We start from the raw sequence: 20,107 nt of genomic DNA, 5'->3' as shown, positions 1-20,107 counted from the left end.
CTGGGCTGTTCGAGGGCCCGGGCTTCACGGCCCGGGCCCTCGTCGTACGCGCTCCGGGCTCAGGCCCGGTCCCGGTGGCTGGTGTCGCACCACGGGTAACGGCGGCTGCGGCGGCAGGTGCACAGGGCCACGCGGAAGCGGTCGGAGGAGACGACGGTGCCGTCCTCCAGCTCCACCTCCACCGGGCCCTCCACCAGCACTGGCCCCTTGCGCCGCACGGTGACGCGCCGGGCGGCGCCGGACGAGCCGGACGGGCTGGACGGGCCGGACGGGTCAGACGGGGAGTTCGGCACGGACGACCACCAGTTCTTCCTTGTCCTCGTTGTCGAGCAGCAGGCCCCGCTCGCGCAGCCACTCCTCCCGGTCGCGCAGCACGGGTCCGAAGGCGATGCGGCGGCGCTGCGTGACGGCGGCCTTCAGACCGGCCGCGCGCAGGAGGCCGACGGTCAGCTCCGGACCGCTGAGCGCGGACTGCACGAGCAGCAGGACGCCGCCGGGCCGCAGCAGGGGCGGGGCGTCGCGGCAGATCCGGTCCAGCACCAGCCGCCCGTCGCCGCCCGCGTCCCAGGCCCGCGCCGCACCACGCGGGCCGCGGTCCCCGTCCGGCGCCGGCACGTACGGCGGGTTGGCGAGGACCAGGTCGTAGGACTCGCCCCGCACCGGTTCGAAGAGGTTGCCGCGGCGGACGCGCACGGGGAGCCGGGCCCGAAGCGCGTTCAGCCGGGCCGTGTACACCGCGCGCCGGGAGACGTCCACCGCGGTGACCCGGAAGCCGCGCCGCGCGGCCTCCAGCGCCAGGGCGCCGGACCCCGTTCCCACGTCGAGAACGTCCGCGCCCGGCGGGACCGGCTCGTCGGACAGGGCACCGGCCAACAGCTCGGTGTCCTCCTGAGGGGCGTAGACGCCCGGGAGTGCCAGTGGATTCACAAACCCCGCATACCCCAGCATTCAGGGAATATGGGCGACCTCATGGGTCAGGGGTGACCGCAGGGAGGAGCGGCCCGCCCGCCAGTCGCCGAGCAGCCGCTCCCCGAGCCGGTCCTCCACGAACACGGTCGCGTCGACGCCGAAGGCGATGTCCGCGGCGAGTTGCGGCTCGTCCTCCAGCAGGCCGCCGATGACCTCGTGGCGCACCACCTGCTCGTGCACCGCGTCCGCCTCGACGTGCTCGTCGTAGAAGTGCTCGGCGGCCGGTCCGGCCCCGGTGCGCCGCATGGCCTCGGCGAGCCGCCGGGAACCGGGCGAGGACGTGATCTCGACCGCCGCGAAATGGCCCACCAGGGCGCCCCGGAGGGCGCGGTGCAAGCCGAAGAGGGACATCAGATTCACCGTGAGCAGCAGCTCGGCGCAGGCCGCGTCCAGATAGCGGCCGTACGTCGTGTCCAGGCCGAGGTCCGTCATCAGGTCCGCGAACAGACGCGCGTGGACCCGGTCGGGGCGGCCGCCGCCGTACTCGTCGAACTCCACGGCCGCCATCGCCGCCTTGGCCCGTCCCCGCAGCCGCGGCAGCACCCAGGCGTGCGGGTCGGCCTCCTTGAGGTGGTACAGGGACCGCTGGGCCGCGTACTCGCGCACGTGCCACAGCTCGCCCTTGTCGCGCAGGAAGTGGCTGACGCCCGTGCCGTCCACCGGTTCCACCAGGATCTCCGCGAGTGCGTCCTCCACGCTCTCGCGGGCGACGACGTCCGAGCGCAGGGCTCGGTGGAGGCGCTCCTCCAGGGCGGCACGGGTGCGCAGCAGCTCCGGGTCCCACTCGAGGTCGGGCGCGACGCCCTCGAAGCCGCGGTAGTGCAGCTCGTAGCACACGTACAGGGCGAGCTGGAAGTCGTCGCCGTACACCGGGGCGGCGGCCACCTCGCCGGACGCGGGCAGCGGGCCGGTACCGGTGAGGTACTGGAGGACGGCGGAGCTGAGCGGACCGCGCGGGGCGGGCAGCGCCGGTTCTGCAGGGGGCGTTTCCATGCGCTGCGTGTACCCGCCCGGCCCCCGGTCACCCCCGCCCGCGTGGCGTCCGCCACCAGGGGTACCCCGGGTCCGCATGAAGGCACTCGCCATCAACTGCACCCTCGAGAAGTCACCGCAGACCTCGAACACCGAGGCGCTGCCGGCATCCGTCACCGGACAGCTGGAGAAGGAGGGCGTGGAGGTCGACGTCGTCCGCGCGGTGGACCTGGACATCGCCCCGGGCGTGGTGAGCGAGGCGGTGCACGAGGGCGACGACTGGCCGGACGTCCACGCCAGGATCCTCGCCTGCGAGATCCTCGTCATCGCTTCCCCGACCTGGCTCGGCCAGCCCTCGTCGGTGGCCAAACGGGTCCTGGAGAGGATGGACGCGATGCTGTCCGAGACCGACGACGCGGGTCGGCCGGTCGCCCACAACCGGGTCGCGGGCGTCGTCGTCACCGGCAACGAGGACGGCGCGCACCATGTGATCAGCGAGATCACCGGCGGCCTCCAGGACATCGGCTACACCATCCCCGGCCAGGCGTGGACCTACTGGAACCGGGGACCGGGGCCAGGGCCGAGCTTCCTGGACGGCGGGATGCCGTGCCCGGCGGGATGCCGGAACCCAGTCGGGCCGGTGCCGCACCCGCCGTGGCCGGTCAGTCGCCGTGGGACTCCTCCTGGGCGCGTGCGTTGGGGGTGATGGCCTCGCCGGCCTCGCCCCGGTGCCGGCGCTGCTCGGCAGTGTCCCGGGTGCGCCGCTCGGCGTCCTCGACCTCGCGCAGGACCTCCCCCACGGCCGTCTCCGGCCTCCTGCGGTCGTCGTCGCGCTCGTTCTCGCGCTCGTTCTCGCGCTCGTCGTGCTCGGACACAGGTGTCTCCCTTCGTCGTGTCGTGCTGCGTGCCCGGCGCTCAGCCGCGGGCGGTGGCGATGCTGCGCAGCGGGACCCGCCCGGCCGGGGCGGCCCCGGGCTCGTTCTCGTGGTGGCGGGTGATCTCCGCCCACCAGGACGGGCCGTCCTCCAGGTGGCGCAGCAGGACGCCCTCGCGCAGGGCCCAGGGGCAGATCGTGACGTTCCTCAGCCCGGTCAGCTTCATCGCGGTGTGCGCCACCACCGCGCCCGCGAGGCTCTGTGCGGAGCGGGGGGCGGAAATGCCCGGCAGCCGGGCGCGTTCGGCGGCGGGCAGCACGGCCAGCCGGTCGATCGCCATCCGCAGGTCGGCCACGGACAGCTGCCGCTCCACGAACGGCCCGTGCCGTCCGGGCGCGGCGCCGCACAGCCGCCCGAGCTGCTGGAACGTACGGGAGGTGGCGACCGCGGTGCGCGGTCCCTCCCAGCGGATCCGCGCCGCCGCGTCCCGCAGCTGGTGGCGGATCCTACGGCGCAGCGCCCGCATGTGCTCCGGGGACGGCGGGTCCTGGCCGTCGAAGAACTCGTGGGTCAGCCGGCCCGCGCCCAGCGGCAGCGAGGCCACGAAGTCGGGCAGCCGGCCGCGCCCGAAGGCGACCTCCAGCGAACCCCCGCCGATGTCCAGCAGGGCCAGCGGCCCGGACCGCCACCCCATCCAGCGGCGCGCCCCGAGGAAGGTCAGCTCGGCCTCGATCTCGCCCGGCAGCGTGCACAGGGCGATGTCGGTCCGCTCCCGGACCGCGCGCAGCACCTCCTGCCGGTTGGGTGCGGAACGCACCACGGCGGTGGCGAAGGCCAGGGGAGCCGACGCGCCCCAGCGGGTCGCGGTGCGGCTCGCCTCGGCCACCGCCTCGACCAGCCGCTCCACGGCCTGCTCCGGCACCGGTGCGCCCGGCGTCACCTGTTCGGAGAGCCTGAGCCGCCACTTGGCCGTGTGCACGGGCAGGGGCGCCCCGCCCTCCGTGTCCGCCACGACGAGTCTGACCGTCTTCGATCCCACATCCACCACGCTGGTCCGCATGCGCTCGTGGGTACCCCGTATCGGCCGCCGCCAACGAGAGAGTGGTCACGGAAGGCCAAGACCGGCCATTTGTGTGCCCGTTCTGTCACAGGGCGTCACATCGCGCTTCTTGGTGGACGCGCGGCCCGAGGCGCCGTGGGCTGCACCGCCGGCCCCGCCCGGTAGCGGGGAACGGGCGCAGCCGCTCCCCACTCACCGGTGTGCCCGGCGCCGGACACGCCGCGCCCGTTGCTCCCCGTATACGCCGGTCCGGCTGCCGTCGTCCGGCACGGTCACGCCATCTGACGCCGCACCAGCTCGTGCAGCCGCCCGGTCGGGTCGGCGAGCAGCTGGGCGGGCGGGCCCTGCTGGACCACTCTGCCAGCCTCCATGACCACCACCCGGTCCGCGTCCAGCACCGTCGACAGCCGGTGCGCGATGACGACCCGGGTCGCCCGGAGGGCCTTGGTGCTTTCGATCACCGTGCGCTGCGTCTCGTTGTCCAGAGCACTGGTCGCCTCGTCGAAGAACAGGATCCGCGGCCGGCGGATCAGCGCCTGGGCGATCATCAACCGCTGCCGCTGTCCGCCGGAGACCGCGCCGCTGCCCGAGACGATGGTGTGCAGCCCCATCGGCATCCGCCCGATGTCCTCGGCCAGCCCCGCCATCTCCGCCGCCGCCATCACCTCCTCCGGCGTGTACGGCTCGGTGCCGCGGATGACGTCCAGGAGGGAACCGGTGAACGGCTGGGCGTGCTGGAGCACCACCCCGCACTGGCGGCGCACCGCCGACCGGTCGAGCGCGGCCAGGTCCTGGCCGTCGTAGAGCACACTGCCGGACAGCGGTCTGTCGAAGCCGATGAGCAGCCGCAGCAGCGTGGACTTGCCGCAGCCGCTGGGGCCGACGATCGCCACGAACTCGCCCGGCCGCACCTCGAAGGACATGTCGTCCAGGACCAGCGGGCCGTCGTCGGAGTAGCGGAAGGACAGCCGCCGCGCCTCGATCGCCCCCGACAGCGGGCCCGGCCGGGTGCTCGCCGCGCGTACCTCGGGCGCGGCCTCGAACACCGGCCTGATCTGTTCGAACAGCGGCAGCGCGGCCACACCGGACACGAACGCGCCGGTCAGCTGGGTGACCGAGGTCAGCAGCATCGTCACCGAGGTGTTGAAGGTGAGGAACTCGGCCGCCGTCATCGAGCCGCGCGCCGGGCCCGCCAGCAGCATGAACATCGTCAGGGTGCACAGCGGCAGGTAGACCGCGCCCAGCACGGCCGTCAGGTTCTTGACGCGGCCGGCCTTCCGCTGGAGCTCGCGGCTGCGCGCGAACTCCGACGCCCAGGCGGCGTACGCGTAGTTCTCCGCCGCCGCCACCCGCAGCTTCGGCAGCCCGCGCAGGGTCTGGAACGCCTGGTTGTTCAGCTTGTTGCCGAGCACGACCAGGCGTCGCTGCCAGCGCACCTGCCACAGACCCAGGCCGAGGAACACCCCGGCGACGACGACCAGCATCGCGATCGCGGCCAGGGCCATCGGCACGCTGTACCACAGCAGGAGCCCCAGGTTCATCGCCCCGACGGTGACCGACTGGGCCACCGTCGGGCCCACCCCGGCCAACAGCCGGCGGATCGCGCTGATGCCCATGGCCGCGCTCGCCAGCTCGCCGGTCGAGCGCCCGGTGAAGAACGTGGTCGGCAGCCGGAGCAGCCTGTCCCACACGGCCGGCTGGAGCGTGGCCTCCACCCGGCCCTCCAGCCGCAGCAGGGCGAGGTTCTGGAGCAGCATGAAGGCGGCGGCCACCACACTGCTGAGGATCACCGCGAGACACACCTGCGCGATCAGCCCGGTCTGGGCCCTCGGCACGTACTCGCCGAGCACCTTGCCGGTGGCGACCGGCACCAGTGCCCCGATCACCACCGTCACCAGACCGGTGAGCAGCAGAGCGGTCAGGTCGCCGCCGGTGCCCGCCAGGCAGAACCGCAGCAGCCCCAGCGGACCCGGGCGCCGCTCGGGCAGCGGACGGTAGAACATCACCGCGCGCGGCTCGAACTCGTCGGCGTTGGCCCTCTCCACCGGCGTCTCCCGGCCGGTCGAGGGGTGGACCGCGACATAGCCGCCCCGCCGCCACAGCAGGGCCACCGGCGCACCGGACAGAGTCCGGTGCCCCACCAGCGGTCCCGTGTTCTCCCGCCACCAGCGGCCCGCCAGGCGCACCGTGCGGGTGCGGACGCGGGACGCCAGGGCGATCCGCTCCACCGGGTCGAGACGGTCGCCGCCGGTGCCGCTCCGGGCGGGCTCGGTCAGCCGGATCCCGGCCGCCTCGGCGACCAGCCGGCACGCCGCGTGGGTGGCGTCCGCGTCGGCCCCGGTGGCGCGCCGCGCCGACCGGTTCCCGATCGAGGCCAGCAGTGTCCGGTCGGCCTGGGCGCGGACCGCCTCACCGGCCCTGATGCCCTCCGCCGTGCGCGTCTCGTGAGTGCGCTCCAGCTGCTCGATCCAGCGGTCCAGCGTGGTCAGCAGCCGGTACTGCTGATCCACCAGGGTCTGCCACAACGCCGGGTCCATCAGCAGGTCGGCCGCCGCCTCCGCGCCGTACAGCGAGCCGTACTGCACGCTGCCCGGCGGGACCTGGGTCCAGAACACCTCGTCCTCGGCGGGCGCGGCCCGCTCCCCGGCCATCGGCGCCTGGAACAGCACCGCGAGACTGCGGCCGACGCCTAGGGCCAGGGCGTACTCCAGCGGGCTCGTCGCCGGCGGGACGTGGTGCGGGTTGCCGTACTCGTCGTGGGACCAGGTGCGGGTGCCCGCCGGCTGGTACAGCTCGCGCAGGCCGATGCGGTGCACCACGCAGTCCCGCAGCGGGCGCACCACCAGCGTGTGCCGGGGACCCGCGACCGGGCCCAGCAGCAGCGAGCCCGCCTCCAGCCGGCCCAGGTGGTGCCAGTGGCCCTGCTGTGCGGCGTCGACCGCGAACAGGTCCACCGCGCCGGCCGCGACCAGCCACAGCACCTGCGGTCCCTCCAGATCGAGGCGGCCGGGCCCGGCGCAGTCGACACGCGTGCCGAGCTGCCCGAGCGCGTGCACAACGAGGTCGCTCTCGCCGACGGTCGTCATCTCATCGCTCCCCGACCAGCGCCGCGTAGGCGCCACCGCGCGCCAGCAGCTCCTCGTGCCGCCCCCGCTCCACGACCGTGCCGTGGTCCAGGACGACGATCTCGTCGCTGTCGCGCACCGTGCTCAGCCGGTGCGCGATCACCACGCAGGCGCAGCCGCGCCGGCGCAGGTTGTCCATCACGACCTGCTCCGTCTCCGCGTCCAGCGCGCTGGTCACCTCGTCCAGCACCAGGATGCTCGGCCGTCGCACCAACGCCCGCGCGATCTCCAGCCGTTGGCGCTGGCCGCCGGAGAAGTTGCGACCGTCCTGCTCGACCCTGCTGTGGATGCCGCCCGGCCTGCGGGCGATCACGTCGTACACGGCCGCGTCCTCGAGCGCCTCCACCACGGCCTCGTCCGGGATCGACGGGTCCCACAGCGCCACGTTGTCGCGGACCGTCCCCTCGAAGAGGAACACGTCCTGGTCGACGAAGGAGACGGACGCCGCTAGCGCCCCGCGCGGGATGTCCTCGATGCGTCGGCCGTCGATGCGGATCACGCCCTCCCATGGCGTGTACAGACCCGAGATCAGCCGGGACACGGTGGACTTGCCGCTGCCGGAGCCGCCGACCAGCGCGACCTGCTGCCCCGGGCCGACGGTCAGGTCGAAACCGGACAGCAGGGGCTTGTCCAGCGGGTTGTACCCGAAGGTGAGGTTCTGGAGTTCGACGTGCCCGTGCAGTCGGCGCGTCGAGTCGGCGGTGCCGGGACGGCCGTAGAGCGGGTCGGCCCGGAAGTTCTCGACGTCCTTGAGCCGGGCCACGTCGGCCGCGAAGTCCTGGATGCGGCCCGCGACGCCGTTCAGCCGGGTGAGGGGGGCGGAGAATCGGCTGACCAGGGCCTGGAAGGCGACCAGCAGACCGACCGAGAGGTGCCCCTCCACCGCCCGCATGCCGCCGATCCACAGGATCAGCCCGCTGTTGAGGGTGGCCAGCGTCGGCGCCACCACCCCGAGCCAGGCGGTCGGCACCCCGAGCCGCTGCTGCTCCTCCAGTGTGGTGGCGTGCTGCCCGGCCCAGGTGCGGAAGAAGCCGTCCTCACCGCCGGTCGCCTTCATCGTCTCGATCAACTGGAGCCCGGTGTAGGCCGTGTTGGTGAGTCGCGCGGTGTCCGCACGCAGCTTCGCCGTACGGGTCGCACGCAGCCGGATCACCACCCGCATCGCCACGACGTTCAGCAGCGCCACCCCGATGCCGACGAGGGTGAGCTGCGGGTCGTACGTGTACAGCAGCACCGCGTACAGCACCACCACCACCGCGTCCACGCCCGCCGCCGCCAGGTCGCGGGCCAACGTCTCGGCCACGGCGTCGTTGGACTGGAGCCGCTGCACCAGGTCGGCCGGGCTGCGCTGGGCGAAGAACGTCACCGGAAGCCGCAGCAGGTGGCGCAGGAACCGGGCGCTGGACAGCGTGGAGGAGATGATCCGGCCGCGCAGCAGATTCGCCTGCTGGAGCCAGGTCAGCACCAGGGTGAGCAGCACACAGGCACCCATCGACGCGAACAGCACGCCCAGCAGCGAGGTCTGTCCGCCGATCAGGAACTCGTCGATATAGGTGCGGCTCAGCGCGGGCACCGCCGCGCCCACCGCCACCAGCAGCAGACTCGCCAGCACCGCGGCGGGCAGCGTGCCCGCCGTGCCGCGCAGCCGGGCCGGCATCGCGCCGAGGACGCCGGGCCTGCGCCCGCCCCGGGTGAAGTCCTCACCCGGTTCCATCACCAGCACGACCCCGGTGAAGCTGCCGTCGAACTCCTCCAGGGGCACGAAACGGCGGCCCTTGGCGGGGTCGTTGACGAACACCCCGCGCCGGCCGAAACGGCGGCCCATGCCGTCGAAGACGACGTAGTGGTTGAACTCCCAGAACAGGATGGCCGGCGCCGTCACCTCGGCGAGGGCGGCCAGGTCCATCTGCATGCCCTTGGCGGTCAGCCCGTAACCGCGCGCGGCCTTCAGCAGGTTGCTCGCACGCGAGCCGTCCCGGGAGACGCCGCAGGCGATGCGCAGTTCCTCCAGCGGTACGTGGCGGCCGTGGTGGGCGAGCACCATCGCCAGTGCGGCCGCGCCGCATTCGACGGTCTCCATCTGGAGCACGGTGGGCGTGCGGACGCTCCGGGCCCGGGCCCGGGGCGTCCCGCGCTTCGGCGGGGCGGCGCGGCGCCCGGTGCGGCTCCGGGTCGCGCGGGTCACGGGAGCAGCCAATCGACGGGACGCCGGTCGGCCAGCCGGATCGAACCGGTGGCCGGAGTCATCGAGGCGAGCCGGAACGGCGGACCCTCCGCGGAGGACCACCGGTAGCCGCTCCTCGTGCCGGGGGCCCTTTTCAGCCGGACCGTGACGGCCACCGGCCTGCCCTCCTTCGTGAACTGCTCGCCCAACTGCCCGTCCCCGAGGAAGGCGGCGATCTGTCGGGCCGACTGGGGGGAGCGGCCCACCGCCGTCACCTCGCCGCGCAGCACGCCGTACTCCTGGGTCGGCACCGACTGCACGGTGAGATCGACGGAGGCGTGCGCGGGGATGGCGGCGGCCTTGTCGGCGGGGACGTACACCGTCGCGATGAGCGGGGCGTCGGCGCGGGAGACGCGCTCCACGGCGGCGACGTCCGCACCGGTCCGGATGATCTGGCCGACACCGGCGGCGAGCGCGGTGACACGGCCGGCGTCGAGGGTGCGGACCACCGTGTCGCCCTGTGCCGTACGCACCCGCAGCACCGGGGAGTCGGCGGGAAGCCGCTGCCCCTGGTGGGCGAGGACCGCGGTGACCTGGCCCGCGACGGGGCTCTGGAGGACGTAACTGCCCTGTCCGTGCGTGAGGACGGCGGGCGCGCCGACCGTGGAGGAGACCGATCCGGTCACCGCCCACACCGATGCGGCGGCCATCGCGACGACCGTCACGGACAGCACCAGCCAGCCCTGCGGCCGGGCGAAGCGCACCGGGAGGTCGAGTTCCTCGGGTGACTGGAGCTTGGCGAGGGCCTGTTGGCGGAACTGCACGGGTCTTCCCTCACCTGGGGTGGATCCGGGGACGTACTGCTGGGGGAGGCGACGGGTGACGGCACCGCGGAGTCCCGGAGCCGGGGGGCGGCTCCGGGACTCGACGGCACACGGGCGCGATCAGAGACCGGCGACCAGGTTCGTGACCGGGGCGGTGTTCAGGCCGGTGACACCCTCGAGGGTGCCGACGGCCGTGTCGACCACGGCGGAGACCGGGGCGATGCTGTCCACCGCGCCAGTCAGGGTGTTCACGGCGTTCACGGACAGGCCGCCGGAGACGTTGTCGAGCTCGGCGTCGGAGATCTCGACGGTCTCGACCTGGGGGGTGGAGTTCATGACGGAACTTCCCTTCGTATGGATATTCACAAGGGGGGAGCGGCCCCTTCCGGGGACGGACGAAGGCCGCGACCGCCGGCGCCGAACGCCCGTCGCCAGGAGCCCGGAACGGCCTTGCGGTGCGATGGATCAAAGCACGCGGCGGGCGCGGCCTTCCAATCAACCGGCGCTCCCACCAGGCAGGTTGTGCCGGGTGAACGGTCGGGTGTGCAGGCGGGCGCACGGCTCGGTGGCGACTTCTTCACATGCCCCACCGCATCGACTCCCGAGGCCACTTGCGCGCCGCGCCCCCGATTCCGGCACACCGCCCCAAAGGCGCGGGCGGCCCTCTCGCCCCGTGCGTGAACCGTGCTCGCCGTGACCGGGTTGGGCGGTCGATGTGCAGATTCACTGAAGCCGGGATTCCGTTACGTCGTGTGACCGACCGCCCAAGGGTGAGCGCGGTGGGTGACGGCGCGGTCCGGGTCGAAGTCGGCCGGATCCGTGCCCTCGCCCGGAGGCCGGCGAACGGGATTGAACGCCCCGCGAGGCCCGTGCGTACCAACAGCCATCCAGGCGCCCCGAACAGCTGCCGAACGGCGGCACGACTCCGGTCCCCCCAGGAGGTCGAGAAGTTTGAGTCACAAGCGAATTCCGAAGCGCAAGGCCGCGATCGCCGCGGGCGGCGTGGTGGCGCTCGGCGCTGCCGCGATCCTGCTCCCGAACGCCAACGCCTCACAGGACGGCGCGTCGGACACGGCGGCGGCCGCGCCGAAGACCCTCAAGGCGACGGATGCCTCGGATCTCGCCTCACAGCTCGCCGGGCTCCTCGGCGACGCCTTCGCCGGCTCCTACTACGACGGTGACAACCAGCAGCTCGTCGTCAACGTCGTACCGGGCGACAACAACAACGTGATCGTTCAGGCGAAGAAGGCGGGCGCGGCCGTCCGCGAGGTCGACAACAGCATGGCCGAGCTGGAGGCCGGGGCGCAGACGCTCAAGGCCGAGGCGACCATCCCCGGCACGTCCTGGGCCGTCGACCCGCGCACCAACAAGATCCTCGTCACCGCGGACAGCACGGTGACCGGGGACAAGTGGAACAGACTGGAATCCACCGTGCGCAGCCTCGGCTCCGGCATGGCGACCATCAAGAAGTCCGCAGGCACCTTCAGGACGTTCGCCTCCGGCGGCGACGCCGTCTTCGCCGACGGCTCGCGCTGCTCCCTCGGCTTCAACGTCACCGCGGGCGACGGCACTCCCGCCTTCCTGACGGCCGGTCACTGCGGGGTCGCGGCCGATCAGTGGTCCGACGCGCAGGGCGGGCAGCCGATCGCCACCGTCGACCAGGCGGTCTTCCCCGGCCAGGGCGACTTCGCGCTCGTCAAGTACGACGACCCCGCCACGCAGGCGCCGAGCGACGTGAACCTCGGTGACCAAACGGTGCAGATCACCGAGGCCGCGGAGGCCACCGTCGGCCAGGAGGTGCTCCGGATGGGCAGCACCACCGGGCTCGCCGACGGCCAGGTGCTCGGCCTGAACGCCACGGTCAACTACCCGGAGGGCACCGTCACCGGGCTCATCCAGACCAACGTGTGCGCCGAGCCCGGCGACAGCGGCGGCTCGATGTTCACCCAGGACGGCCTCGCGCTCGGACTCACCTCCGGCGGCAGTGGTGACTGCACGTCCGGCGGCGAGACGTTCTTCCAGCCGGTCACCACGGCACTGGAAGCGGTCGGCGCGACCCTCGGCCAGGGGGGTGCCGACGCCGGTGCGGGCGACCAGGCGGGCGGCGAGGAGGCCGGTGCCGGTCAGGAGGCCGGCGGCGAGGACGCGGGTGCCGGTCAGGGAGCGGACGGCGAGGAGGCCGGCGCCGCAGCGGGTGAGCAGGCCGGCGAGGAGGCGGACGACGGCTCGGACCCGAACGAGTCCCACTGACCCGGAGCCGGTCCGTCCGGCCCGGCGAGGGCACCGGTTCCCCGACCCGTCGCCGTCGGCCGACCCGGCCCGGCCCATCCGGCCCCCGGCCACCCCGCAGCGCGCGGGGTGACCGGGGGCCGGGTCACCGGCGTCCGGACCCGGCGAGGGAGCGGCGGCTCACTCCCGGGGCAGTGCCCTGAGCAGCAGCAGCGCGATGTCGTCGAGACGGTCCTCCGCGTTCGCGCCGTGGTGGACCAGGGCGTCCGCCAGGTCGTCCAGGGGCCGGTCACCGAGCGCGGTGAGGCGGCGGCCCAGGTCGGCCAGGGCGTCCTCGAAGTCCGTCCCCGGGGACTCGACCAGTCCGTCGGTGTACAGGACGAGCAGCGAACCGGGGGAGAGGGCCACCTCCGTCATCGGATAGGAAGCCGAGCCGTCGATGCCCAGCAGCGGCCCGCCAGCGAGGTCCAGCACCCGCACCCGCCCGTCCGGCTTGCGCAGCAGCGGCGGCGGATGACCCGCACGGGACATCAGGGCCCGCCCGCGCGCGGGGTCGAGACGCAGGTACAGGCAGCTCGCGAACAGCTCCGAACCCAGGTCCAGCAGCAGCCGGTTGGTGCTGCGCATGACCTCGGCGGGCGACTGCCCGACGGTCGTGTACGCGCGGACGGCGGTGCGCACCTGACCCATCAGCCCGGCGGCCGTCACGTTGTGCCCCTGCACGTCCCCGATCACCGCCGCCGCCTTGCCCCGCGTGGGCACCACGTCGTAGAAGTCGCCGCCGATCTCCATCCCCTGGGTGGCCGGCAGATAGCGGGCCGCCGCCTCGATGCCGTCCAGCGGCGGCAGCGAGTGCGGCAGCAGCGCCTCCTGCAACCCGTGGGCCAGCCGGTGCTTCGCGTCGTACAGCAGCGCCCGCTCCAGCGCCTGGGCGATGAGCCCGGCCAGACTGGTCAGCACGGCCCGCTCGTCCGTGGCGAAGTGGTGCGGCGCGGCGTACGCGAGCACGCACGTGCCCACGGGGCGTCCCTGCGCGATCAGCGGCAGATAGGCCCAGGCCGAGAAGCCGGAGCGGTTGGCGAGCAGCGAGGGGTACAGGCGCTCCATTTCGTCCCGCGACTCGAAGAACGCGGGTACTCCGGTGCGCAGCACCTGTGAGCCGGGGGTCGGCTCGGACAGCGGCAGCCCCTCGTACCGCGCCACCACCTTGGGATCCGGGTAACCCCGCTGCCCCAGCACCCGCAGCCGTCCGCTCCGGGAGCCGAGCACGACCAGCCCCTGACTGCCCACGGCCGGCCCGATCTCGTCGGCGACCAGCTGCACCACGTCCTGCACGCCCACCGCCTCGGTCAGCGCACCGGCCAGATTCAGCACCTGGCTGATGGTGACCAGCCGCGTCGGGGCCGCCCCGGACTGCGGCACGGCACGGTTCATCTCCGCCACCGCGCGGGCCCGGCTGATGCGGACGCTGAGCCCCGTCGTGCTCGGGTACAGGCGGAACGACAGCCACTCGCCCGGCGGGCGCAGCGCCACGAACGACGTGGTGTGCTGGCTGAACAGCGCGGCGCGGTACCGGTCCTCGTAGACGGGGTCGTTCAGCCACGGCACCGACGCCCACAGGTGGGTGCCGAGCAGCCGGCTCACCGGGACGCCCAGCAGGTCGGCCGCGGCGGCGTTGACGAAACCCACCCGTCCGTGCAGGTCGAGCGAGCACAGCCCGTACGGCAGCCGGCCCACCATCCGGGCCGCCTCCACCGTTCCGAGGGTGCCGGCCACGCCCCCCACCAGCGGTCCGGCGACCAGGTCCGGTTCGGGGGCGAGCGGCAGGCTCAGCTCGGCGGCCCGCTCCAGCCGCACCGCCAGCCGGTCGCAGGCTGCGGTGAGGTGGTCGCGCTCCCATGCGGACAGGTCCGGCGGATGGGTGCCGGGCCAGGTCACGAAGACCGCACCGTACGCCCGCGTCGGAGTCGCCACCGGCAGCGCGGCCAGGGCGAAGGGGTACGGCAGCACCACGGCGATCCGGGGATAGTGGCGGGCCATCTCCTCCTCGCCGCCGACCCACACCAGCCGTTTCTCCCGGCACGCGTCGGAGACGGGGATCGGCGCGCTCAGCCCCACCCGTTCCCACGGCGCCGCGAACGCCCGGGGCAGTCCCGCCATCACCGCCATCTCCAGGATCGGCTGGTCGGGCGACAGCACATACACCGCGCCGGAGTGGGCGTGCACCTCGTCCATCATCGCGGCCAGCGCCAGGGACAACAGCGGGCGACCGACCGGCGCTCGCGCACCCGCCGGCGCCTGCGCGGACGACTGCCCGTCGGACACGCCGACCACCTCCTCGCGGTCCGTGCCACCGCCCCGGGACCAATCTCCCTCCTACCGGCGCGTCGCGCTCGGCGAGCGGCGCGGACAGGCCGACCCGGGACGAAAAGGGCCACCCACCTGGACGGTGGAAACCACGGACTGCGCATCCCCCCACCGGCGCCCCGACGCGCCCTGCGCCGCGGCGGCCCGCGCGACGGCCCACCCTCGCGCCACGCGGCCCGCGGTCACCCGCCTGCCGGGTCCGGTCGGGCCCGGCGCGCCCCGCCTGCCCCGCTTCCAAAGGGGAGGCGCTCCGCGCCCCCGCGAACCGTGCATCGACCCGCCCGCGCGCCCGCACACGTCCGCGCCCTCGCCGCCGGCTCCCGTACCCGTGCCTCGTCATGTTCGGTGGCGCCGACACCGTGTGCCTCCCAGGTGCGTTCCTGCGTCCGTACATCGCCGCGCGTCTCCGTCCGGCACCCCACCCGTCCCATGCCGGTGGTTCGACACGTTCCGTGGCACCGACGGACTGTGCGCCGCTTCGTGTCTCCGCCCGTACGCCCCCTCGCGTCGGACTTCGGCGTGGACCGCACCCCCCGCGCCCCTACTCCGAAACGCGCCCCGCCGCCGAGGACCGCGCGCCATCCCGGCCTCGTCGCGCCGCCACCTGACCCCCCAGACTCCGCCGGGCCGGCGTCGCACCGCTCCCGGTGCCGTGCGTGGCCGGGCGCCGGATCGCGGCCCTGCCTGAGGCGCCCTGCGCCGCGGCGGCCGTGCGAGGCCCCCCACCCCTGCCCCTGCCGTGCTCCCCGGCCCGCGCCAGTGCCCGCACTGCGTTGCGCTGCCGAAGGGACCGTGCGCCACCCCGCCGGCGCGGCCACCACGCCCCTCGCTCTCACCTGCGTCCCCGATGCGTCCGTGCCCGAGCGCCCGGTGCCTCCCTCGCCCGCTCGCGCGCCGGCGCACCCGCCGCCTGCGTGGGCGGCGCGCGGTCGCCTCGTCACTCGGCGCACACGTGGAACCGCCTTAGGGGCTGCGCAGGTCTCCCATAAGCGCTGTAATGGCCAACGTGGTCAGTGAGGGCGCTGCGGGACGCAGCACGAGAACGCTGCGTGCGGAAGGTGCCCTCAGGACGATCGCGGCCGAGCAGGAGTCCCCCGAACGGGTACGCAGGGTACTGGAGCAGGCCCTCGTCTTCGCCGGGGCCTCCTTCGTCGCCGTGTACACGCCCAGCGCGGACGGTGAGCTGCTCTGCCTGGCACAGGCGGCGGGTGTCCCGAGGACCGAGTACGGCGTCCGTGACAGCTACCCCGTCGCGGAGCAGTCCCCGGCGGCCCAGGCGCACCGCTCCGGCCGACCGGTCTGGCTCGGCCCCAGGGAGCTCGCCGCGCAGGCCCAGTCCCGCCGCGTGCCCGCCCCCGACTTCCACCTCGCGGCCCTGCCCGTGCGCGACGGCGCCAGGGGCTGTCTGCTCGCGGTGAGCGAGCACTCCTGTGGGTTCGACGCCGACGACCGTGCCTGCCTGCGGCTGGTCGCCGACGCCGTCGACCTGCCCGTGCCGTCCGTCGGCGCCGACGGTGGTGACCTGCCCAGGGACGCCTTCAGCCTCGCCATGGACACCGGCCGGGTCCGCGTGGGCGACGGGATCCTGGAGCTGTTCGGGCTCGACCCGGGGGCCTTCGACGGCCGGGTCGAGACCCTGCTGAGCCTGACCGTCCCCGAGGACCTGCCCTCGCTGATGTCGGTGGTCGAGGCGGACCACATGTCCATCGGCGACCGCGAGCTGGAGTTCCGGGTGCTCCAGCCCGACGCCCCGCCGAAATGGCTGCGGCTGCGCGGCCGGCTCGTGCCCGGCGGCGAGGGCCGGCCGGCCCGACTCGTGGGGTCGGTCGCCGACGCCTCGACGCTGCGCCCCGACATCACCGACGTGGCCCGCGTCCAGCGCCTCGCCGCCGCGCTGGCCACCGCCGTCACCGTCCGCGACGTCGGCAAGGCCGTGGTCGCCGCGCTGCGCCGCCCGCTGCGGGCCGACCGGATCGCGCTTGCCGAGCTGGAGAGCGACCGGCTCGTCGTCACCGTCCTCGACCCGCCCGAACCGGAGGTGTGGCCGGAGCTGTGGCGCGCGGAGTGGCGCACCGAGTGGCCCGACGCGCCCGTGCGGGCCATGCCCACCCTCGCCGCCGCCCTGCGCGAGGGCCGCGCCCGGATCTGGCCCGCGGGCAGCCCGCTGGAGGAGGCCCTCTCCGGGGTGGGCCCCGGCGGGCTCGCCATGCTGCCGCTGCCCGCCGGGAACCGGATGGCCGGCGCCTGTCTGATCGGCTGGGACGCCCCGCACGACTTCGGCGCCGACGAACGCGCCCTGCTCACCGCCGCCGCGGGGCTCGCCGGACAGGCCCTGATGCGGGCCCGCGCCTTCGACGCCGAGCACGAGCTCGTCGGCATGCTCCAGCGCCAGCTGCTGCCCCGTCGCCTGCCCCGGCTGCCCGGGGCGGTCGCCGTGGCTCGCTACCTGCCCAGCACCGCCGGACTGGAGCTCGGCGGCGACTGGTACGACGTGATCCCGCTTCCGGACAACCACGTCGCCCTCGTCATCGGAGACGTCCAGGGGCACAGCGCCGGCGCGGCGACCCTCATGGGCCAGATGCGCACCGCGCTGCGCGCCTACGCGGTCGAGGGACACCCGCCGGACGTGGTGGTGTCCCACGCCAACCGGCTGCTGATGGACATGGAGACCGACCTCTTCGCGACCTGCTGCTACGTCGACGTCGACATGGAGGAGGGCACCGCCTGGTGCGTACGCGCGGGGCATCTGCCGCCGGTGCTTCGTCACCCGGACGGCGGTACGGAGATCGCGGAGGTCGAGGGCGGACCGCCGCTCGGGGTGGTGACCCAGGCCGACTTCCCCATGAGCCCGCTGCGGCTGCACCCGGGCACGATGCTCGTCCTGACCACGGACGGCCTGGTCGAGTCCACCGAGGCCGACATCGACCAGGGCATGGACCGTCTCGCCCGCCACCTGTCCCGCTCCGACCCCGCACACCTCGGACTCGTTGCCGACGCCCTGCTGGGCAACGCCCCGCGCAGCGACGACGTCGCCCTGCTGCTGCTGCGCTACGACGGCATGGCCCGGCGCCCGCTGCGCGAGAGCTGGACGGTGTGGCGGGTGCCCCAGGCGGTCGGCCACGCCCGCCGCTTCACCCGGCGCACGCTGCGCTCCTGGGGCGTTACCCAGGACCTCGACGCCATCCTCCTGGTCGTGTCGGAACTGGTCACCAACGCCCTGGTGCACACCGACGGCCAGGTGCGCCTCGACCTCACGGTCGTCAACGGCCGACTCCGGCTCGCGGTCGCCGACGCCTCGCCCCGCAGTCCCGTGAAGCCCACCAGCATCGGCTGGGAGGCCACCGGCGGTCGCGGCATCCTGCTCGTCGAGGCCGTGTCGGCGGCGTGGGGGACACTGCCGGTCAGCGGTGGCAAGCAGGTGTGGGCGGAGATGATCCTCGAACCGTGAGCCGCCGCACTTCACGAGCAGCCCCGCGCCCCGCATGCCGCCGCACTTCACGAGCAGCCCCGCGCTCCGGATGCGCGCACCCCGGAAGCCCCTGGCGCTCCCGCTCCGCGAGCCGCCTTCCCCGCGTCCGGTGAGCCGCCGCGTCCCACGGGCCGCTGCGGCCGGGACCCCGGCCGCAGCGGCTCACCCGCCGGTCACAGTCGCTTCAGCAGTTCCTCGGCCAGCGGAGCGGAGGACGCCGGGTTCTGCCCGGTCACCAGGTTGCGGTCGACGACGACGTTCGGCGCCCACGGCTCCCCGGCCCGCACCCGCACCCCGGCCTCGGTGAGCCGGTCCTGGAGCAGCCAGCGCACCTTGTCGCCGAGGCCGGCCTGGGTCTCCTCGTCGTTGGTGAAGGCGGCCACCTCGTAACCGGCGAAGGCGTTCGTCCCGTCGGCCTTCACCGCGGCGAGCAGCGCCGCCGGGCCATGGCAGACGACGCCGAGCGGCCGGCCCGACTCCAGGGCGGCGGTGAGCAGCCGCCCGGAGTCGGCGTTCACGGCGAGATCCTCCATCGGCCCGTGCCCGCCGGGGTAGAAGACGGCCGCGTACTCGTCGAGGCGGACGTCCTCCAGCCGGACGGGCCGGCGCAGCTCGGCGAAGGACTCCAGCGCCTTCGCGATCCGGTCGGCGTTCTCCTGACCGCCGTTCACCTCCGGGGCCAGCGACCCGCGGTCGACGGTGGGCACCACACCTCCCGGCGTGGCCACGACGATCTCGTGGCCCGCGGCCTTGAACGCCTCGTACGGCGCGACGGCCTCCTCGGCCCAGAAGCCGGTGGGGTGCGGGGAGCCGTCGGCCAGGGTCAGCCGGTCGGCGCCGGTGACGACGAAAAGAATCTTCGACATGTGCTCACTTCCAAGTGCGTGTGGTTCCGTACCGGTATGCCTCGACGGTAGGGTCCCCGACCCCCGGGATTCCAATGCACGGGTCAATGCCTGTCATAGGAATCCTCATGGGTGGAGAGGGGTGCGCGCACGGGCGCCTGCCGTAGCCTCGTGGACGTGAGGCACAGCGACCCCGAGGGTTCGACCGGCCCGGACACCGCCGTGTCCGCGGCGGCGGCCCCCGTCCATCCGGCGTCCGCCGACCTCAACCTGCTGCGCACCTTCCTCGCCGTCCACCGCTCCGGCTCCTTCACCGCCGCCGCGCAGCTCCTGGGCCTGTCGCAGCCCACCGTCACCCTCCAGATCCGCTCGCTGGAGAGACACACCGGGCGCGAGCTGTTCGAACGACTGCCACGCGGGGTCAGGCCCACCGCCGTGGCCGACGAACTGGCCGCGCGGATCGCCGCTCCGCTCGACGCCCTCGCCGAGGTCACCGGGCGCGGCTCACCCGCCCGCACCCGCCCCGACCCGGTCCATCTGGCCGGCCCCGCCGAGCTGCTCTCCACCCGCGCGCTGCCCGCCCTGGCCCCGTTGGTGACCGGCGGAGTGCGGCTGCGCGTCACCCTCGGGCTCACCGATCCGCTGCTTGACGAGCTGCGCGCCGGCCGGCACGACCTGGTGATCTCCACGAGCCGCCCGCGCGGCCGCACCCTGTCCGCCGTGCCGCTGACCGACGAAGAGTTCGTCCTCGTGGCCGCCCCCGGTCCTGCCGCCCGGATCGGGCCGCGGCTGGCCGTGGAGGGTCCCGGCGTGCTGCACGAGGTCCCGCTGATCACCTACGCGGAGGACCTGCCGATCGTCCGCCGCTACTGGCGGCACGTCTTCGGCCGGCGGCTGAACTGCCGGGCCGCCGTGTCCGTTCCGGACCTGCGGGCCGTGCTGGCGATGGTGGTGGCCGGCGCCGGGTTCAGCGTGCTGCCGCGCTACCTGTGCGCGGGTGAAGTGGCCTCCGGCGCGCTGGTCGTGCTGGACGAGCCCGAGGACGCGCCGATCAACACCGGTTACCTCGTGCAGCGTCCCGGCGCCTCGGACAACCCCCACGTCGCCCTGGTCCGCGACCGCCTCCTGGAGGCGGCCCGCACCTGGTGACCGTACGCGTGGTGACGCGTGCGCCCGCCGGGTACCCGACGGTCCGCACACGAGAGGGG

The 20,107-nt window shown here is 74.1% G+C and carries 15 protein-coding genes; 4 read left to right on the top strand and 11 right to left on the bottom strand.

The window, feature by feature from the left end; all coding sequences use genetic code 11:
- Positions 1-59: 59 nt before the first annotated feature.
- The 3 genes from ACFYOV_RS24130 to ACFYOV_RS24120 are packed head-to-tail and all read right to left on the bottom strand — an operon-like array spanning position 60 to position 1,962.
- Positions 60-293: a CDGSH iron-sulfur domain-containing protein gene (locus ACFYOV_RS24130; protein WP_389090513.1), complete on the bottom strand. Its 234-nt coding sequence runs from the start codon at positions 291-293 to the stop codon at positions 60-62.
- Positions 274-948, bottom strand: a complete 675-nt coding sequence (locus ACFYOV_RS24125; protein ID WP_389090511.1) for a HemK2/MTQ2 family protein methyltransferase — start codon at positions 946-948, stop codon at positions 274-276. The genes ACFYOV_RS24130 and ACFYOV_RS24125 overlap by 20 nt, the downstream gene beginning before the upstream one ends.
- Positions 949-1,962 (bottom strand): iron-containing redox enzyme family protein, encoded by a 1,014-nt coding sequence (locus ACFYOV_RS24120; protein WP_389090510.1) that lies wholly within the window; start codon positions 1,960-1,962, stop codon positions 949-951. It abuts the gene before it with no gap.
- A gap of 76 nt (positions 1,963-2,038) precedes the next feature.
- Here ACFYOV_RS24120 and ACFYOV_RS24115 point away from each other — a divergent pair, with 76 nt between their 5' ends.
- On the top strand, positions 2,039-2,647 hold the full coding sequence (locus tag ACFYOV_RS24115; RefSeq protein WP_389090508.1) for a flavodoxin family protein: 609 nt from the start codon (positions 2,039-2,041) through the stop codon (positions 2,645-2,647).
- Here the strand turns inward: ACFYOV_RS24115 and ACFYOV_RS24110 are convergent.
- The 6 genes from ACFYOV_RS24110 to ACFYOV_RS24085 form a co-directional block, all read right to left on the bottom strand.
- Complete coding sequence (locus tag ACFYOV_RS24110) at positions 2,604-2,816, bottom strand: hypothetical protein (protein WP_389090507.1); 213 nt, start codon at positions 2,814-2,816, stop codon at positions 2,604-2,606. The genes ACFYOV_RS24115 and ACFYOV_RS24110 overlap by 44 nt on opposite strands.
- A 40-nt stretch (positions 2,817-2,856) precedes the next feature.
- Positions 2,857-3,876 (bottom strand): Ppx/GppA family phosphatase, encoded by a 1,020-nt coding sequence (locus ACFYOV_RS24105; protein ID WP_389090506.1) that lies wholly within the window; start codon positions 3,874-3,876, stop codon positions 2,857-2,859.
- A gap of 272 nt (positions 3,877-4,148) precedes the next feature.
- Positions 4,149-6,962 carry an NHLP bacteriocin export ABC transporter permease/ATPase subunit gene (locus tag ACFYOV_RS24100; RefSeq protein ID WP_389090504.1) on the bottom strand — a complete coding sequence of 938 codons (2,814 nt, stop codon included), beginning with the start codon at positions 6,960-6,962 and terminating at the stop codon, positions 4,149-4,151.
- A 1-nt stretch (position 6,963) separates the two neighbouring features.
- A complete protein-coding gene (locus tag ACFYOV_RS24095; RefSeq protein WP_389090503.1) occupies positions 6,964-9,186 on the bottom strand; it encodes an NHLP family bacteriocin export ABC transporter peptidase/permease/ATPase subunit in 2,223 nt (740 codons plus the stop codon).
- A complete protein-coding gene (locus tag ACFYOV_RS24090) occupies positions 9,183-9,989 on the bottom strand; it encodes an HlyD family efflux transporter periplasmic adaptor subunit (protein WP_389090502.1) in 807 nt (268 codons plus the stop codon). The genes ACFYOV_RS24095 and ACFYOV_RS24090 overlap by 4 nt, the downstream gene beginning before the upstream one ends.
- A 120-nt stretch (positions 9,990-10,109) precedes the next feature.
- Entirely contained in the window at positions 10,110-10,325 is a 216-nt protein-coding gene (locus tag ACFYOV_RS24085) for a type A2 lantipeptide (protein ID WP_389090500.1), read from the bottom strand.
- A 615-nt stretch (positions 10,326-10,940) separates the two neighbouring features.
- On the opposite strand from ACFYOV_RS24085, the gene ACFYOV_RS24080 reads away from it, so the two are divergent.
- Positions 10,941-12,239, top strand: coding sequence for a S1 family peptidase (locus ACFYOV_RS24080; RefSeq protein WP_389090499.1), 1,299 nt, complete (start codon positions 10,941-10,943; stop codon positions 12,237-12,239).
- A 159-nt stretch (positions 12,240-12,398) separates the two neighbouring features.
- On the opposite strand, the gene ACFYOV_RS24075 is transcribed toward ACFYOV_RS24080, so the two are convergent.
- Positions 12,399-14,543: a SpoIIE family protein phosphatase gene (locus ACFYOV_RS24075; RefSeq protein WP_389090497.1), complete on the bottom strand. Its 2,145-nt coding sequence runs from the start codon at positions 14,541-14,543 to the stop codon at positions 12,399-12,401.
- Positions 14,544-15,582: 1,039 nt separating this feature from the next.
- Here ACFYOV_RS24075 and ACFYOV_RS24070 point away from each other — a divergent pair.
- Complete coding sequence (locus ACFYOV_RS24070) at positions 15,583-18,033, top strand: SpoIIE family protein phosphatase (protein WP_389090496.1); 2,451 nt, start codon at positions 15,583-15,585, stop codon at positions 18,031-18,033.
- A gap of 194 nt (positions 18,034-18,227) precedes the next feature.
- On the opposite strand, the gene ACFYOV_RS24065 is transcribed toward ACFYOV_RS24070, so the two are convergent.
- Positions 18,228-18,920: a type 1 glutamine amidotransferase domain-containing protein gene (locus tag ACFYOV_RS24065; protein WP_389090494.1), complete on the bottom strand. Its 693-nt coding sequence runs from the start codon at positions 18,918-18,920 to the stop codon at positions 18,228-18,230.
- A gap of 156 nt (positions 18,921-19,076) precedes the next feature.
- On the opposite strand from ACFYOV_RS24065, the gene ACFYOV_RS24060 reads away from it, so the two are divergent.
- The gene (locus ACFYOV_RS24060) at positions 19,077-20,048 is read left to right on the top strand and encodes a LysR family transcriptional regulator (protein ID WP_389090493.1); all 972 of its coding nucleotides are present in this window, start codon (positions 19,077-19,079) and stop codon (positions 20,046-20,048) included.
- Positions 20,049-20,107: the final 59 nt, after the last annotated feature.

Origin of the sequence: Streptomyces sp. NPDC005931 (assembly GCF_042871235.1) — a bacterium.
Taxonomy (GTDB): domain Bacteria; phylum Actinomycetota; class Actinomycetes; order Streptomycetales; family Streptomycetaceae; genus Streptomyces.
The sequence above is the reverse complement of the archived record's forward strand: the minus strand, read 5'-3'. Positions and strand labels throughout refer to the sequence as shown.

Bases quoted from the DNA above. Each gene is read 5' to 3' on its own strand.
- ACFYOV_RS24085 (WP_389090500.1), bottom strand. From the start codon at position 10,325: ATGAACTCCACCCCCCAGGTCGAGACCGTCGAGATCTCCGACGCCGAG.
- ACFYOV_RS24125 (WP_389090511.1), bottom strand. From the start codon at position 948: ATGCTGGGGTATGCGGGGTTTGTGAATCCACTGGCACTCCCGGGCGTC.
- ACFYOV_RS24120 (WP_389090510.1), bottom strand. From the start codon at position 1,962: ATGGAAACGCCCCCTGCAGAACCGGCGCTGCCCGCCCCGCGCGGTCCG.
- ACFYOV_RS24065 (WP_389090494.1), bottom strand. From the start codon at position 18,920: ATGTCGAAGATTCTTTTCGTCGTCACCGGCGCCGACCGGCTGACCCTG.
- ACFYOV_RS24100 (WP_389090504.1), bottom strand. From the start codon at position 6,962: ATGACGACCGTCGGCGAGAGCGACCTCGTTGTGCACGCGCTCGGGCAG.
- ACFYOV_RS24070 (WP_389090496.1), top strand. From the start codon at position 15,583: ATGGCCAACGTGGTCAGTGAGGGCGCTGCGGGACGCAGCACGAGAACG.
- ACFYOV_RS24105 (WP_389090506.1), bottom strand. From the start codon at position 3,876: ATGCGGACCAGCGTGGTGGATGTGGGATCGAAGACGGTCAGACTCGTC.
- ACFYOV_RS24115 (WP_389090508.1), top strand. From the start codon at position 2,039: ATGAAGGCACTCGCCATCAACTGCACCCTCGAGAAGTCACCGCAGACC.